We start from the raw sequence: 15,579 nt of genomic DNA, 5'->3' as shown, positions 1-15,579 counted from the left end.
GCTTTCCGCTTTCCGCTTTCCGCTTTCCGCTTTCCGCTTTCCGCTTTCCGCTTTCCGCTTTCCGCTTTCCGCTTTCCGCTTTCCGCTTTCCGCTTTCCGCTTGCGGTTCAGTGTATCGATCTTGCGCAGTGCATCCCGCACCGATGCTAGCAATCGCGACCGGCGCGTCGATCGGGTTTTGACCGACTTTTTGCCGGTGCCGACTGGCCGCAATGAGTTGATTCTGTTGAAAAAGTCGGGAGTGGATTTCACGGCAGAAACGTACGCGCGTGAGATTGAAATCTTGAATCGCCGCCAAGGCATTCAGACTCAGATTTTACGGAGCAGTGCGCATAAGAGGCGCTTTCACAGAATCAGTCGTCTGGTAGTTTGAGAAAGCCGACTTTTCAACAGAATCGACCGAAAGCGGTCATTCACGATCGGCTTCGTCGCCTCGTACGCCTGATCGCCTTCGCCCTCGCCCTTGATTTTCTTTGAACCCCAGAAGCCTAGAACTTTACTCGTACCCACACCCGCCCCCCGGACGCACATTCAGGCCCACTTTCGCGAGCGGATAGGGGCATCCGTTAGCACCTCGCCTGACGGCACAACAAAGTCGTCGACCACCACCCCTTGCACAAAGCCGTCCCTGCACTATCGTACTGCCTTAGGTAGTAGGCGACCCAACCCCGATGGGTTGCTTTAGGCACTTTCGAGCGATGGAAACTTATTTGGGGGTTACATGCAAGGGGGAACACGGTTTCACGCGCTGGACAGTCTGCGCGGGATCTGCGCAATAACGGTCGTATTTATCACACCCATCTCGTCGGCAGCATCACGGAGTGGACCTTCTTCTCCAACGCCGACCTGTTCGTCGAACTTTTCTTTGTCCTCAGCGGCTTCGTCATGGCTCACGCCTACGGCAGCAAGCGCCAACTGACGTCAGCCACTTCCTGATTTCGCGCACCTTCCGCCTGGTACCCCTGCATGTTTTCATGCTCGCGGTATTCATTGGCCTGGAATGCCTCAAGTACGCCGCCTTGCCGCCTGCGGAGAACCTCTTGATGTTCGAAACGATGGTATGGTAATCGCTATGACCGACCGGGGTGCAGACCTCTTGGACGTCGCTGTCCTTCACGCCTTAATTTTTCGGGCGCCTGGGGCGGCTGTCCTACTTCATCTACTTGACCATCTGGCCGTGCTGTTCTTCGTGATTTCGGCTTATATGGTGGTGCAGAAAAAAAACCGGTTTTGCTGCCGCACCGATGCTGGGGGCGATCCGCTACCTGAATACCGGGCATGGCTGGCTGAACAACCTGAAGGTACTGCTGATCCTGACAGTGGTAGTGACGATTTCCAGCGCGACCTATCACCATGTTGAGCTCAGAGGGTAAGCGGTGGGCAAGCAGATGTTGCGGCGCAGGATGGTAATGCCCGTGGGCTAATCGTCAATATCTTTTAACTTATCAAGCACATAGGCAGAACTAATTCAGCAATCGCGGGCTCTGGCCGTAGGCTTTCACTCTCAGAACAACCAAAAACAGAGAGAGAGACCGAGATGTATTTACCCCGATCCCCTATCGCAGCCAGCCTGATTGGCGCGAGCCTGATGGTCAGTTCTGCCGCGTACGCAGACACGTTGACGCGCGACAATGGCGCCGCCGTTGGCGACAACCAGAACTCTCAGACCGCCGGCCCAAACGGCCCGGTCCTCCTGCAAGATGTGCAATTGCTGCAAAAACTTCAGCGCTTTGATCGTGAACGCATTCCGGAGCGTGTCGTGCACGCTCGCGGTACGGGCGTGCATGGCGAATTCGTTGCCTCCGACGACGCCTCGGACCTGAGCAAGGCCAAGGTCTTCAGCAAGGGCGAGCACACCCCGGTGTTCGTACGGTTTTCAGCCGTTGTCCACGGCAACCACTCCCCTGAAACCCTGCGTGACCCCCGCGGTTTTGCCACCAAGTTCTACACGGCCGACGGCAATTGGGACCTGGTCGGTAATAACTTCCCGACGTTTTTCATCCGCGACGCGATCAAGTTCCCGGACATGGTTCACGCCTTCAAGCCTGACCCGCGCACCAATCTGGATGACGATTCCCGACGTTTCGACTTCTTCTCCCACGTCCCCGAAGCCACGCGCACGTTGACCTTGCTGTACTCCAACGAAGGCACACCTGCCAGCTATCGCACCATGGACGGCAACGGCGTACACGCCTACAAACTGGTGAACGCCAAGGGCGAAGTCAACTATGTGAAGTTTCACTGGAAAAGCCTGCAAGGCCTGAAGAACCTCGACCCCAAGCAGGTCGCTGAAGTGCAGTCCAAGGACTACAGCCACCTGACCCATGATCTGGTTGGCGCCATCAACAAGGGCGACTTTCCGAAGTGGGACTTGTACGTCCAGGTGGTCAAGCCTGAGGACCTGGCGAAGTTCGACTTCGACCCGCTGGACGCCACCAAAATCTGGCCCAATATTCCCGAGCGCAAGATCGGCCAGATGGTCCTGAACAAGAACGTGGATAACTTCTTCCAGGAAACCGAGCAGGTCGCCATGGCACCCGCCAACGTCGTGCCGGGTATCGAGCCTTCGGAAGACCGCCTGCTGCAAGGCCGGGTATTTTCCTACGCTGACACGCAGCTCTATCGCGTGGGCCCTAACGTGTTGAGCCTTCCGATCAACGCACCACGGGTCAAGGTCAATAACGGCAACCAGGACGGCCCGCTCAATACCGGCCACACCACCACCGGCGTGAACTACGAGCCAAGCCGACTCAATCCGCGTCCAGCAGTTGAAGAGGCGCGCTACAGCCAACTGCCTTTGTCCGGCAGCACGCAGCAGGCCAAGATCCAGAAAGAGCAGAACTTCAAGCAGGCGGGCGACTTGTATCGTTCCTACAGCGAGAAGGACCGCAAGGATCTGATTCAGAGCTTCGGTGAGTCCCTGGCGACCACCGACACCGAAAGCAAGAACATCATGCTGTCGTTCCTCTACAAGGCGGATCCGGAATACGGCACCGGCGTGACCAAGGTTGCCAATGGCGACTTGGCCAAGGTCAAGCAACTGGCCGCGGCACTGAAGGACTGACCAACCACCTCGGCCCGTTTGCACAGCGGGCCGAGGTTTTGGAGGGCATCACCTTTTGAAGGACATCACATGCGCAAAACCCTTTATGGGCTGTTGCTGTGTCTGACGGCGAGCGTAGTCCACGCCGCCCCGTCAGACACCGGCAGCACTGCCGATACCCAGACGCAACTTAAAGCGCTGTTTTTCCAGGCCGCCCGAGACGGCCGCCAGGACATGCTCAACGAGTTCATCAATGCCAAATTCGACCTGAACGTCCAGGACGACAAAGGCTATACCGCCCTGATTCTTGCCGCTTACCACGGCCAACAACCGGCCGTGACCCAGCTGCTGAACGCTGGCGCCGATCCCTGCGCCAAAGATCTGCGAGGCAATACGGCATTGATGGGGGCGATCTTCAAAGGCGAGCTCAGCATCGCCCGGCAACTGGTCGCCGCGAATTGCGCTCCCGATCAACGCAATAACGCGGGTCAGACAGCGGCGATGTACGCGGCGCTGTTCCATCGCAAAGATGTTCTTGACGCACTGGCCGCCAAAGGCGCGGATCTCAATGCCACGGACGCGATGGGCAACCAGGTGCAAAATCTGGAGCGCGGCGAGTTCCAGCCGTTACCGGCGACACGGTGATTCAGGCAAAGCGCGTTCGGTAGTCCGGACAGGATCGGTTTGCTTCCGGCCAGAACCGCAGCGGTTTGCCTCGAGCCGGCCAGAGCTGCATGGCTCGTGGGGCGACACATCCCACCGCTGCACTCGTAGACCTAATGCTCTCTCGTCATAGACAACTGCCTGCCAAGGCTGTCCTTAACAGGCGGTTTCCCTTGGGTGGCAAGTGCTAATAATTCGTTACAACTAAGTCGTACGACATCATACGTACTGTGGTCGACTGTGCATCTCCCAACAAATACAACAATTGAGATCCCTTATGCCGAGCACTCCCTCCGCCGAAGGTCAGGCTACAACGCCAACGCAAAGCCGCGTCGTTAGAATATTCAAGCTCCTGGGCCCCGGCATCATCGCCGTATTGGCCTGGCTGGGCGCAGGTGACTTGATTACTTCCTCTGTCGCCGGTGCCAACTACGGGTACGCTATGATGTGGGTGCTGGCAGTCTCGCTGCTGCTCCGGTATCTGATCGTCAACATCATTGCCCGCTTCCAACTCTGCAATAACCAAGGCATGACCATCCTCCAGGGCTATGCCCAGTTGCATCCATTTTTCGGATGGTTCCTGCTGGCGTATGCCCTGCTAATGGGGCATTTGATGAATGCCTACATGATCAAAGGCGCTGGCGAAGCGTTGGCCATGCTTTTCAAGATTGACTACCCGCTGCTTTGCTCCGTGGCAGTCGTACTGGCGGTATGGATGCTGGTGGGCCGGAATATCTATTCGTTGATCGAAGGCGTGATGAAAGCCTTGCTCGCCGTCATGACACTGGCATTCATGGCCTTGGCGCTGATGTCCGGGCCGGACGTGACGGGGATCATCAAGGGCACCATCGGCTTCAGCATTCCGCCCGATGAAGGCGTCCACGGCGCACTGCTGGTTGCCGTCTCGGTAATCGGTGCAGTCGCAGGCTCTGTTGCCAACTTCGTGCATCCGTATGTAATGCGCCAGAAGGGTTGGGTCGGGCCGGAGCACAAGCGTGTTCAGCGCAACGACCTGCTATTCGCAGTGTTCGTGGGCATCATCATCAACCTGGCGATCTGGATCGTCGGCGCGGAGATCCTGAGACCCAACGGCATTGAGGTCAACACCCTTGCGGATCTGGGCAAGGCGCTGGAAATGTTCTTCGGCTCGATTGGCTGGTACATATTCTTCATTGGCGTGTTCGCCACGCTGTTCGCCAGTATTGCCGGCAAGACGACAGCGTTCCCAATGTTGATCACCGACGCCTTCCAGCAAGTCAAACCCGAGCGCCGCGAACGTTTTGGCAAAGAGTTTCACCGCGACCCGATGCACAAGTGGTTCATGTTGTTCATCCTGGTCACGCCTCTCATCTGGTCGCTGCCGGGCATGCCCGACTTTGTCACCCTGACCATCGGCGTCAACGCGTTGAACATTATTGGCTTGCCAGTGATCTCCCTTGGCCTGTTGATCATGTCCAATCAGAAGTCATTGCTGGACAAGCAATATCGCAACAACATCCTGGAGAACATCGCACTGGTATTCGCCACGGGGCTTGCACTGTGGGTTGCCTTCCAGTTGGGCGTGGATTTGTTTACCTGATTCACAGCGGGTACTCCGCAGGTTGCATCACCAACACTCCGGAGTTTCAAGTTGCTCGATGTTCCCTTGATCGGGAACTCGGGTCACGACCAGCGAGGCGGGATTCGAAGTCCCGCCTCTGTTTAAGCGCAAACCGGGTTTGACAGGTTCCTGTCGCGGGCAACAGCTCGAATTCACAACGATGAGCAGTCTTTAAACGGTCGAAGCTGATGTATCGGGGCTACTGCTCCTTCGCACCCGATCGCAGGGCAAACCACGTGCCTGCAAGCCCCCGCCAGACTCAGTTTTCTTCCAGCCAGAACCGCAACGGTTTGCCTTGGGCAGGCCAGAGGCGCAATTGCTCGATGGGCGACACATCCCACCGCTGTACCTTGCCCATCGCCTCAAGGAACCGGTGTTCCTGCTCCATCAAAGCCGGTGCGCACAGTTTGCGGGTGCTGCCGACCGGGCCGAACGTGATCGCATTGCCCTGCAACTGGTACGACGCGAACCAGTGGTTGCAGCCGGCATTGCCGTAGGCGCGGCCGTCGTTGCCGAGGGTCATGGTCAGGTGGCTGTTGTCGATCAACGGCCGTTCACCGATCCATTCCAGCACGTAGCCGTGGTCTTGTTTGAGTGCAGGGATTTCGGTGGCGCATGCCGTCAGCAGCGTGGCCGCCAGCAGTGTCAGCAAAAGCGGTTTCATGCGGCTTTCTTCGCGCAGGCAGGGCAGAGGTGGTTCTCGCCGACGACCTTCCAGCCCAGCTCCTCGATGCGCGCTGTGGCGGCAGGCTTGAGGGCCTTTTTGCCGTCCTTGCCGTCGACCATGAATTCGATGTCGCGCTCTTTGCCGCAGTCGTTGCAGTTCACCTTCCACTGATGGATCGCCAGCTCCGTGAACGCCGGACCGTTGGCGACGGCCACCCACTGACCGGTCGGGTTGATCAGGTGGCGGACTTTTTCCACGTTCAGGCGCATGAACAACTCTTTGCTGCCTTTGACGGTGACCAGCAGCACATCGTCGGGCTTGATCGAGCCGCCGTTGCCGGTCACTTGGTAGCGCCCGACGGCCAGACTGCGGCATTCGATCAGGGTGTGTTGCGGGGTGAGCATGCTGTAACGGAAATCGTGTTCGGCCATGGGGGTCTCCAAATAGGCGCGCATGCTAACACTTTAGAGAGGGGATTCTCGCTGCCGACCGGCCCGGGATCGGTAGAGAACGGGTTCATTGCACCAGATTCTGCGGGCTGCCCGCCGCCCAACCGGTGATGTTATCCAGCGTAGTCTGGGCGATGGCGCCGAGGGCTTCTTTGGTCAGAAACGCCTGATGGGCGGTGATCACCACGTTGGGGAATGTCAGCAGTCGCGCCAGCACATCGTCCTGCAGCGGCAGGTCCGAGCGGTCCTCGAAAAACAGCTGCGCTTCCTCTTCATAAACGTCCAGCCCGAGGTAGCCCAACTGGCCTCTCTTGAGTGCGTCGATCAGCGCCGGCGTGTTCACCAACGCGCCGCGCCCGGTGTTGATCAGCATCGCGCCGTACTGCATGCGCGCCAACGAATCCGGGTTGATCAGGTGCCGGGTGTGCTCGTTGAGCGGGCAATGCAGGCTGATGATCTGCGCTTCGGCGAGCAGTTCGTCGAGGGGCAGATAGCGGGCGCCCAGTGCTTCGACCAGCGGGTTCGGGTACGGATCGTAGGCCAGCAGTTGGCAGCCGAAGCCGGCCATGATCCGTGCGAACGTCGCCCCGATCTGCCCGGTGCCGACCACGCCGACGGTTTTGCCCACCAGATCGAAACCGGTCAGGCCGTGCAGGCTGAAATCGCCGTCGCGGGTGCGGTTGTAGGCGCGGTGCAGATGGCGGTTCAACGAGAGAATCAACGCCACCGCATGTTCGGCGACGGCATGGGGCGAGTAGGCCGGAACCCGCACGACGCTGAGGCCCAGACGCTTGGCGACGGCGAGGTCGACGTGATTGAAGCCGGCCGAGCGCAGGGCGATCAGCTTGGTGCCGCCTGCGGCCAGTTGTTCAAGCACCGGCGCGCTCAGGTCGTCGTTGATGAACGCGCAGACCACCTCGTACTGATCGGCCAGCGCAACGGTGTCCAGCGTCAAGCGCGCGGGCTGGAAATGCAGTTCGATGTCCGCCGCTATCTGCGCGCCAAGAAAGCTCTCGCGGTCGTAGGTCTGGCTGCTGTAGATAAGCGTGCGCATGATTGCTCCTTTATAGATGGGCCTGCAATGTCGCGTCGAACGTAGGATTTAGGCACCCCGCATCCACTGTAGGAGTGAGCTTGCTCGCGAAGGCGTTCTGTCAGTGCCCTCTATTTGACCTGACCCACCCCGGAACCCTGCAGCCTATCCATCACAGAACAAAAAACCAGTGACCCAGATCAAGCACTCACTCGTGCCTCGGTTTCCAGGCGGTTGATGGCCTTCTCCAATTCGTCCAGTGCCTTGTCGCTGTCTGCTGATTCCTGCTTTAGCAGGGTCTCGCTGCGCTGACACGCCGCGCGCAGTTGCGGGACGCCGCAGTAACGGGTGGCGCCGTGGAGGCGGTGGACGCGTTCGATCAGCGCGACATTATCCTTGGCCTCGCGGGCGTTGCGGATGGCTTCGCGGTCGGTGGCGAGGGAGGCCAGCAGCATCGCCAGCATGTCCGCGGCCAGATCGGCTTTGCCCGCCGCCAGCCGAAGCCCTTCCTCGTGATCGAGCACCTGCAGATTGATGCCGGCCTGTGCGAGCTCGACGTGCCGCTCGGGCGCCTGATTGCGCAATGCCAGCCCGGTCCACTTCAGCACCACCTGCGCCAGCTGGCGTTCGCTGATCGGCTTGGTCAGGTAGTCGTCCATGCCGCTCTGCAACAGCGCGCGCTTTTCGTTGGCCATGGCGTGGGCGGTGAGGGCGACGATGGGCAGCGACGTGGCCTGACGCTCGCTTTCCCAGCTGCGAATTTCTTCGGTGGCCTGGCGTCCGTCCATGCCCGGCATCTGCACGTCCATCAGCACCAGATCGAAAGGTTCGTCCTGTACAGCTTGCACCGCGGCATAACCACTGTCGACGGCCTTGACCTTGGCGCCCATGTCTTCGAGCAAGGTTTGCACCAGCAACAGATTCGCCGGGTTGTCGTCCACGCAGAGAATGCGCGGCGGGCGGCTCGACAGCGGCTCCGGCACCTCGCTGCGCAACTGCTTGGGCTGGATCAGCTCCGACAGCGCGCGGCGCAATTTGCGCGTACAGGCAGGTTTCGCCTGCAACTGGTTATAGGCGTCGGGCACGGAGAATTGATACAGCGCCTGCTCAGTGGTCGGGCACAGCACCAGCACTTTGCAGTTGAGGTTTTCCAGGTCCCAGATCTGCTGGCGCAGGCGCTCGGGCGGCAGCTCGTGGGCGGTGACGCCGAGCACAGCCATGTCGATGGCATGGGGCGTCTGATGCACCACCGTCACGCCATTGATGAGGTTTTCCAGGTTGTTGAAGACCATCGGCTGCAGGCCGCAGTCTTCCAGTTGATGCTCAAGCGCCTGGCGCGACAGGTCGTGATGCTCCAGCACCGCCACGCGACGGCCTAACAGCGGCGGGGCGGGCAGGTCTTCGAGGTCGTCGCGGGTTTTTGGCAGCGTCAGGCTGATCCAGAATTCCGATCCTTCCCCCGGCGTGCTCTCGACACCGATTTCGCCGCCCATCTGCTCGACCAGCCGCTTGGAAATCACCAGCCCCAGCCCGGTGCCGCCGGAGTGCCGCGACAGGGAGTTGTCCGCCTGGCTGAACGCTTGAAACAGCGCGCGCACATCCTGACTGGACAGGCCGATGCCCGTGTCCTGCACGCTGATGCGCAGTTGCACGGTGGTGTCGTGCTCCTCCTCCAGCATCGCCCGCGCCACGATAGTGCCCTCGCGGGTGAACTTGATCGCGTTGCTGACGAGGTTGGTCAGGATCTGCCGCAAGCGCAGCGGATCGCCCACCAGCGACAACGGCGTGTCGCGATAGACCAGACTCACCAGCTCCAATTGTTTGGCGTGGGCGGCAGGGGCGAGGATGGTCAGCGTGTCCTGCAGCAGGTCGCGCAGGTTGAACGGGATGGCGTCGAGGACCAGCTTGCCGGCCTCGATCTTCGAAAAATCCAGAATCTCGTTGATGATACTCAACAGGTTGTCGGCGGATTTCTCGATGGTGCCCAGGTAATCGTACTGACGCGGCGTCAGCTCGCTTTTCTGCAACAGGTGGGTGAAACCGAGGATGCCGTTGAGCGGCGTACGGATTTCATGGCTCATGTTCGCCAGAAACTCGGACTTGATCCGGCTGGCTTCCAGGGCTTCCTTGCGCGCCAGGTCCAGTTCGATGTTCTGGATCTCGATGGTTTCCAGGTTCTGGCGCACGTCTTCGGTGGCCTGCTCGATGCTGTGCTGCAATTCTTCCTGAGCGTTCTGCAACGTTGCCGCCATGCGATTGATGCCCGAACCCAGTTGATCGAGTTCGTAACTGCCCATGGGCGGCAGCCGCGCTTCGAGGTTGCCGTCCTTCAACTGCGCGACGACGTGCTTGATCTGGGTGATCGGGCCGTTGATGGTGCGGCTCATGCGCAATGCCAGCATCGCGGTCAGACCGAGACCGATAAGAATCAGGATCACGCTGGCGAACAGGCTGCGATAGCCGCGCAATAACGTCCCGTTATGTGAAAGCTCCAGCTCGACCCAGCCCAGCAGGTGGTCGGCTTCAGCGGGAACGACGTCGCCCGTCAGGTGGCGACTGCGCCCGAACACCGGCATCAGGTAGCGTGTGGCGTCGTTTTCCGACCGCTGCAGCATGTGCGTGCTGTTACCGATGGGGGCCTGGTTGATCATGCTCGGGCCGGCGTGGGCCAACATCCCCCGGTCGGCATCGAGGAACGACACCGCACGCACGTCGGCCTGCTCCAGCACTTGCCCGGCAATCCGTTCAAGCATGGCCTGATCACCGCTGGCCAGCGCGCCGGCTGACAGCGGCGCCAGCTCGTTGGCAATCATCTCGCCACGTTTGAGCAATTGGGTCTGCAACTCGGTCAGCTGCATCCAGGTGAAATACCCCCCCAGCAATGCCGCCATCAGGCAGGCCGGGAGCAGGGTCAGCAGCATGACGCGGCCTTTGATGCCCACTTTTTTCAGCACACTTCTTCTCCAGCAACCCGGCACGAATTCAGGCAAATGCAGCGCCCATGCAGCGCAATCACTGCGCAGTGTAGTCATTTGCGCATCGTGCACACAGTGGGGCCGGCGCGTGCACGTCTGATGGAGCGGGACACTTCCCTTGTAGGACTGGCTTTAGCCGGGAAGGCGTCAAGTGTTACGCCGCAGAATTGATGGCGCCCACACCGGCCTCTTCCCGGCTAAAGCCGGTCCTACAGGACCGCGGCGTGTGCACATGATGGGACTGGACACTTCCCTAGTAGGACCGGCTTTAGCCGGGAAGGCGGCAGTCATCACACCGCAGATTTGATGGTGTCCAACTGGCCTATTCCCGGCTGAAGCCGGTCCTACTAAAGATCACCGCTCCGGCAGGCCAGCATTGCCCCGCCGCACGCAATCTTGAATAATCCCCTTCTTGAGAATCAGTCGCAGACGCCAATGACTCCCGCCAGCCTCCATCGCCCCCACATACTCGCCATCGAGGACGATGTCGTGCTCGGCGCTTTTGTCCACGATCAGCTTGATCGCTGCGGGTTTCAGGTGACCTGGTGTCAGAACGGTGCCGAAGGGCTGGCCTGTGCGCAACGCGAACCCTTCGATGTGGTGCTGATGGACATCCTGCTCCCTGGCATGAACGGCCTCGACATCCTCACCCATCTGCGTCGTCGCCACACCGTGCCGATCATCCTCATGTCCGCCCTCGGCGCCGAGGCCGACCGCATCACCGGCTTTCAGAACGGCGCCGACGATTACCTGCCCAAACCGTTCAGCGTCGATGAGCTGCGCGTGCGCATCGAGGCGATCCTGCGCCGGGTCGACCTGGAACGACGCTTCCACGGCCTGACTGCCAACGAGCCCGATGCCGGCGTGGAGAAACCTGAAGCAGACGGCCTGGCCTTCGACGACGGACGCTGCGATGTCTTCTTCGTCGGCACCCCGGCGCAATTGACCGGCAGCGAATACCGCCTGCTGGAAACCTTGTGGCGCAACCAGGAAGACGTGCTCAGCAAAGCCTTCCTTTATCAGCACGTCCTGCAGCGCGGCTATTCCCAGCACGACCGCAGCCTGGACATGCACATCAGCCAGATTCGCCGCAAGCTCAAGGCCGTTGGCTATCAAGCACGGCAACTGCGCACGGTCTGGGGCAAGGGCTACGTGCTGACGGCTGCGGTGCTGGATGCCTGAGGTGTTGAATGGTTGAGCCGCGCAAACGGCTGCCCGGCCGGCATTCGCTGTTCTGGAAACTGGCGGTTCTGCTGGTCGGCTTTTGCCTGCTGATGATCTGGCTCAGCTGGTATTGGGGCCGCTACATCGAGACCCGTAACGCCTATCTGAACGCTGAAGCCCATCAGGTGCTCAACGGCTATGCGGCGCAGGCCGAACAGGCATGGAACACAGGCAGCCAGCGCGGCATCGACGATTGGCTAAAGCAGGTCCGACTGCAGGAAACGGGCTGGGTCGGGGTCATCGGCAGCGACTTGCAATCCCTCGGCAGCACGCCGCTGACCCGCGAGCAGTCGCAACGGCTGACCTTCATGCGTGGCATCGACTGGCCCATGAGCACGCGACAGAAGACCGTGCCGTGGCTGAAGATCGCGTTTCCGGGCAACCCGGACGCCGGCAGTCTGGTGATCGAACTGCCCGAGCGCTTCAAGCCGGGCCGTTACGCGTGGATCGGGCAAATCCTGACCAATGGGCTGATTCCCGCGTTATTCACCTTACTGCTGTGCGTCGGGCTGTATCGCCTGCTGATTCGCCCGCTCAACCAACTGCGCGAACAGGCCAACGCGTGGCGCGCGGATCGGCTGAGCAGCAGGCTGTCGCCGCAAATGACAGAGCGCCGCGACGAGCTGGGCGAGCTGAACCGCGCGTTCGATCACATGGCCGCGCGCCTGCATTCGACGGTGCAGGTTCAGCAGCAGTTATTGCGTGACCTTTCCCACGAACTGCGCACGCCCCTGAGTCGCCTGCGGGTGGCCTGCGACAGCGAGCAGACCCTGCCCGAATTGCGCGAGCGCCTGAGCCGGGAAGTGGATGGCATGCGCCGGTTGGTGGACGACACCCTGCAACTGGCCTGGCTTGACACCGAGCGCGAGAAACTTCCCGGCGAGGATATTCAGGTGGTGGCGCTGTGGGAGATGCTGGTGGATGACGCTTGTTTCGAAACCTGCTGGCCGTCCCGTCAGCTGCGCTGCGATCTGGACGGCGAATGCTGGGTCAGTGGCCATCTCAATACGTTGGCCCAGGCGCTGGAAAACATTCTGCGTAACGCCATCCGCCACTCACCGCCTCATGGCATCGTGCGCCTGGACGGTCGCCGGGAAGGGGACGACTGGCTGTTGTGGCTCGAAGATCAGGGCGGCGGGATCGACGAGGGCGATCTCGAGCGTATTTTTGCGCCGTTCATCCGCCTGGATGGCGCCCGCCCCGGCGACGGCGGTTTCGGCCTGGGCCTGAGCATCGCGCGCAACTCGCTGCGTCTGCAAGGTGGCGACTTGTGGGCGGAGAACACGGGGCAGGGCCTGAGGATGATCATGCGCTTGCCGGCCCGGAGGCCTGATGTCGCTGTTGGCTCTGGTCCCCATCCCAATTGTAGGAGTGAGCTTGCTCGCGATGCGGAATGTCTGTGACCAATGTTGCCGGCCTGATTGCAATCGCGAGCAAGCTCACTCCTACAGAGTTCAGTACCCGGCCCACAAGCCCAAGGACATGCCTTATTCCATTCAGCGATAATCACCTCACTTTGCGTGATATGGCCCGGCAGCGATTGCCGGTATGATGGGCGACCCCCGCACGTCTGGATCGCGAAAACGCCATGACCCTGCAGTATCAAACCATCGCCGATTGCGTCGGCAACACCCCGCTGGTGCGTCTGCAACGCATGGCCGGGAACACCAGCAACACGTTGCTGCTCAAGCTCGAAGGCAATAACCCGGCCGGTTCCGTGAAGGACCGCCCGGCGCTGTCGATGATTACCCGTGCCGAAGCGCGCGGGCAGATCCACCCCGGCGACACCCTGATCGAAGCCACCTCCGGCAACACCGGCATCGCCCTCGCGATGGCTACGGCGATCAAGGGCTATCGCATGATCCTGATCATGCCCGACAACTCCAGCGCCGAGCGCAAGGCGGCGATGACCGCCTATGGCGCCGAGCTGATTCTGGTCAGCAAGGAAGAGGGCATGGAAGGCGCCCGTGATCTGGCCGAGCGCATGCAGGCTGAAGGCCACGGCAAAGTGCTCGACCAGTTCGCCAATGGCGATAACCCGCAGGCGCATTACGTCGGCACCGGCCCGGAAATCTGGCGGCAGACCGGCGGCACCATCACCCATTTCGTCAGTTCCATGGGCACCACCGGCACCATCATGGGCACCTCGCGTTTCCTCAAGGAACAGAACCCGAACATTCAGATCGTCGGCCTCCAGCCTATGGATGGCGCGTCGATTCCCGGTATCCGCCGCTGGCCGACAGAGTACCTGCCGAGCATTTATCAAGCCGACCGCGTCGATCGGATCATGGACATGGGCCAGACCGAAGCCGAGGACGTCATGCGTCGTCTGGCGCGGGAAGAAGGCATTTTCTGTGGCGTGTCGTCGGGCGGTTCGGTTGCTGGCATGCTGCGGTTGTCCCGGGAAGTCGAAAACGCGGTGATGGTCGCGATCATTTGTGACCGCGGCGACCGTTACCTGTCGACCGGCGTCTACGATGCGCCCAACTGATGGCCAAGCGTGATGCAGGCCTGCGTTTCCAGCCCAGCGGCGGCACCCGGACCCCGCAGGTTCCTGCCGGTAAAAAACAACGCCTGAACATCGAGCGGTTGGCCAACGACGGTCGCGGCATCGGTTTCGTCGAAGGTCGCACCTGGTTTGTCATGGGCAGTCTGGCCGGCGAAGAGGTCGAGGCCCGCGTGCTCAATGCCCACGGCAAAGTCGTCGAAGCCCGCACCGAGCGCGTGTTCCAGGCCAGCCCTGTGCGCCGCCCCGCAGCGTGTCCGCATTTCGGCCGTTGCGGCGGTTGCAGCACCCAGCACATGCCCCACGCCGAACAGCTCGCCCTGAAACAGAGCATGCTCGCCGAGCAATTGAGCCGCATCGCCGGGGTCGAGCCGGAGGAATGGGCCGCGCCGCTGACCGGCGATGAATACGCCTACCGCCGCCGCGCCCGTGTCGCCGTTCGCTGGGACGTCCGCGCCAAACGGCTGGACGTCGGCTTCCGCGCCGCGGCGAGTCAGGACATCATCGCCATCGAACAATGCCCGGTGCTGGTACAGGCCTTGCAACCAATCATGACAGCGCTGGCGCCCATGCTTCGCGGCCTGAGCAAACCTCAGGCGCTGGGACATGTCGAGCTCTTTAGCGGCTCGGCCAATGCCGTGCTGCTGCGGCACACCGCGCCGCTGCCTGAGAACGATCTGGCAATCCTCAAGGCGTTTTGCGAAACCCATGACGCGCAGCTGTGGTTGCACGGCGAAGGCGAGCCACAACCGGTCGAACGGACCGCGCAACTGGGCTACCGCCTGGAACCGTGGAATCTTTCCCTGGCCTATCGCCCCGGCGACTTCGTGCAGGTCAATGCTCAGGTCAATACCGCGATGATCGAACAGGCTCTGGCCTGGCTCGCGCCGGGCAAGGACGAACGAGTGCTGGACTTGTTCTGCGGTCTCGGTAACTTCGCTCTACCGCTGGCGCAAATGTCGCGCGACGTAGTGGCCGTGGAGGGCGTCGACGCCATGGTTCAGCGGGCGACGGCCAACGCTACCCGCAACGGTTTAAGCAATGTGAAGTTTTATCAGGCCGATCTGTCACAGCCACTGGACAAGGCGGCCTGGGTGGCGGAAGGTTTCGCCGCAGTGCTGCTCGATCCGCCCCGTGACGGGGCGTTCGAAGCAGTGGGCAAACTCAAGTCTCTGGGCGCTCAGCGCGTCCTTTATGTGTCGTGCAATCCGGCTACGCTGGCGCGCGACACGGTTGAATTGATCAAACAGGGCTACCGTTTAAAACGTGCCGGAATCCTCGATATGTTCCCGCAGACAGCGCATGTCGAGGCGATGGCGTTATTTGAAGCGAGCAAGTGAGGCAGCGGCTCAGGAAAAGCCCATGCCTTACACGGAGTCTCGTTTAATCCGACTGGCCCGCGCGTACGCGACCTTGCAT

Annotated in this window: 11 protein-coding genes and 2 pseudogenes; 8 read left to right on the top strand and 5 right to left on the bottom strand. The window is 60.9% G+C overall.

Annotated features, from left to right (window positions below; genetic code table 11):
- Positions 1-373: pseudogene (locus tag AC0Z8Z_RS18310) on the top strand (hypothetical protein); the annotation flags it as partial.
- Between the two features lie 633 nt (positions 374-1,006).
- Here AC0Z8Z_RS18310 and AC0Z8Z_RS18305 read toward each other — a convergent pair.
- Positions 1,007-1,120: pseudogene (locus AC0Z8Z_RS18305) on the bottom strand (hypothetical protein); the annotation flags it as partial.
- 468 nt (positions 1,121-1,588) lie between these two features.
- Here AC0Z8Z_RS18305 and katB point away from each other — a divergent pair.
- The 3 genes from katB (at position 1,589) to AC0Z8Z_RS18290 (ending at position 5,285) form a co-directional block, all read left to right on the top strand.
- Positions 1,589-3,064 carry a catalase KatB gene (gene katB, locus AC0Z8Z_RS18300; RefSeq protein ID WP_485620047.1) on the top strand — a complete coding sequence of 492 codons (1,476 nt, stop codon included), beginning with the start codon at positions 1,589-1,591 and terminating at the stop codon, positions 3,062-3,064.
- Positions 3,065-3,133: 69 nt separating this feature from the next.
- Complete coding sequence (locus tag AC0Z8Z_RS18295) at positions 3,134-3,688, top strand: ankyrin repeat domain-containing protein (RefSeq protein ID WP_485620035.1); 555 nt, start codon at positions 3,134-3,136, stop codon at positions 3,686-3,688.
- Positions 3,689-3,983: 295 nt separating this feature from the next.
- A complete protein-coding gene (locus AC0Z8Z_RS18290) occupies positions 3,984-5,285 on the top strand; it encodes an Nramp family divalent metal transporter (protein WP_485620034.1) in 1,302 nt (433 codons plus the stop codon).
- A gap of 280 nt (positions 5,286-5,565) precedes the next feature.
- On the opposite strand, the gene AC0Z8Z_RS18285 is transcribed toward AC0Z8Z_RS18290, so the two are convergent.
- The 4 genes from AC0Z8Z_RS18285 to AC0Z8Z_RS18270 all read right to left on the bottom strand — a co-directional run bounded on the left by AC0Z8Z_RS18285 (position 5,566) and on the right by AC0Z8Z_RS18270 (position 10,409).
- Positions 5,566-5,970 (bottom strand): META domain-containing protein, encoded by a 405-nt coding sequence (locus AC0Z8Z_RS18285; RefSeq protein WP_485620033.1) that lies wholly within the window; start codon positions 5,968-5,970, stop codon positions 5,566-5,568.
- The gene (locus tag AC0Z8Z_RS18280; RefSeq protein WP_065992852.1) at positions 5,967-6,404 is read right to left on the bottom strand and encodes a hypothetical protein; all 438 of its coding nucleotides are present in this window, start codon (positions 6,402-6,404) and stop codon (positions 5,967-5,969) included. Before AC0Z8Z_RS18280 ends, AC0Z8Z_RS18285 begins: the two co-directional genes overlap by 4 nt.
- A gap of 85 nt (positions 6,405-6,489) precedes the next feature.
- Positions 6,490-7,476, bottom strand: a complete 987-nt coding sequence (locus AC0Z8Z_RS18275) for a 2-hydroxyacid dehydrogenase (protein ID WP_485620032.1) — start codon at positions 7,474-7,476, stop codon at positions 6,490-6,492.
- A 179-nt stretch (positions 7,477-7,655) separates the two neighbouring features.
- On the bottom strand, positions 7,656-10,409 hold the full coding sequence (locus AC0Z8Z_RS18270; RefSeq protein WP_485620046.1) for a response regulator: 2,754 nt from the start codon (positions 10,407-10,409) through the stop codon (positions 7,656-7,658).
- 456 nt (positions 10,410-10,865) lie between these two features.
- Between AC0Z8Z_RS18270 and AC0Z8Z_RS18265 the strand changes: the two genes are divergently transcribed.
- The 4 genes from AC0Z8Z_RS18265 to rlmD all read left to right on the top strand — a co-directional run bounded on the left by AC0Z8Z_RS18265 (position 10,866) and on the right by rlmD (position 15,500).
- The gene (locus AC0Z8Z_RS18265) at positions 10,866-11,612 is read left to right on the top strand and encodes a response regulator transcription factor (protein ID WP_485620031.1); all 747 of its coding nucleotides are present in this window, start codon (positions 10,866-10,868) and stop codon (positions 11,610-11,612) included.
- A gap of 8 nt (positions 11,613-11,620) precedes the next feature.
- Positions 11,621-13,057 carry a histidine kinase sensor domain-containing protein gene (locus tag AC0Z8Z_RS18260; RefSeq protein WP_485620030.1) on the top strand — a complete coding sequence of 479 codons (1,437 nt, stop codon included), beginning with the start codon at positions 11,621-11,623 and terminating at the stop codon, positions 13,055-13,057.
- 185 nt (positions 13,058-13,242) lie between these two features.
- Complete coding sequence (cysM, locus tag AC0Z8Z_RS18255; RefSeq protein WP_485620029.1) at positions 13,243-14,145, top strand: cysteine synthase CysM; 903 nt, start codon at positions 13,243-13,245, stop codon at positions 14,143-14,145.
- Positions 14,145-15,500: a 23S rRNA (uracil(1939)-C(5))-methyltransferase RlmD gene (rlmD, locus tag AC0Z8Z_RS18250; RefSeq protein ID WP_485620028.1), complete on the top strand. Its 1,356-nt coding sequence runs from the start codon at positions 14,145-14,147 to the stop codon at positions 15,498-15,500. Before cysM ends, rlmD begins: the two co-directional genes overlap by 1 nt.
- Positions 15,501-15,579 lie beyond the last annotated feature (79 nt).

The organism is Pseudomonas sp. 1L-C-7-B-C1, assembly GCF_057291635.1.
The sequence above is the reverse complement of the archived record's forward strand: the minus strand, read 5'-3'. Positions and strand labels throughout refer to the sequence as shown.

What these genes read in the sequence shown, in the direction of transcription:
- katB (WP_485620047.1), top strand. Translation starts at nt 1,589, where the DNA reads ATGGTCAGTTCTGCCGCGTACGCAGACACGTTGACGCGCGACAATGGC.
- AC0Z8Z_RS18295 (WP_485620035.1), top strand. Translation starts at nt 3,134, where the DNA reads ATGCGCAAAACCCTTTATGGGCTGTTGCTGTGTCTGACGGCGAGCGTA.
- AC0Z8Z_RS18290 (WP_485620034.1), top strand. Translation starts at nt 3,984, where the DNA reads ATGCCGAGCACTCCCTCCGCCGAAGGTCAGGCTACAACGCCAACGCAA.
- AC0Z8Z_RS18285 (WP_485620033.1), bottom strand. Translation starts at nt 5,970, where the DNA reads ATGAAACCGCTTTTGCTGACACTGCTGGCGGCCACGCTGCTGACGGCA.
- AC0Z8Z_RS18280 (WP_065992852.1), bottom strand. Translation starts at nt 6,404, where the DNA reads ATGGCCGAACACGATTTCCGTTACAGCATGCTCACCCCGCAACACACC.
- AC0Z8Z_RS18275 (WP_485620032.1), bottom strand. Translation starts at nt 7,476, where the DNA reads ATGCGCACGCTTATCTACAGCAGCCAGACCTACGACCGCGAGAGCTTT.
- AC0Z8Z_RS18265 (WP_485620031.1), top strand. Translation starts at nt 10,866, where the DNA reads ATGACTCCCGCCAGCCTCCATCGCCCCCACATACTCGCCATCGAGGAC.
- AC0Z8Z_RS18260 (WP_485620030.1), top strand. Translation starts at nt 11,621, where the DNA reads ATGGTTGAGCCGCGCAAACGGCTGCCCGGCCGGCATTCGCTGTTCTGG.
- cysM (WP_485620029.1), top strand. Translation starts at nt 13,243, where the DNA reads ATGACCCTGCAGTATCAAACCATCGCCGATTGCGTCGGCAACACCCCG.
- rlmD (WP_485620028.1), top strand. Translation starts at nt 14,145, where the DNA reads ATGGCCAAGCGTGATGCAGGCCTGCGTTTCCAGCCCAGCGGCGGCACC.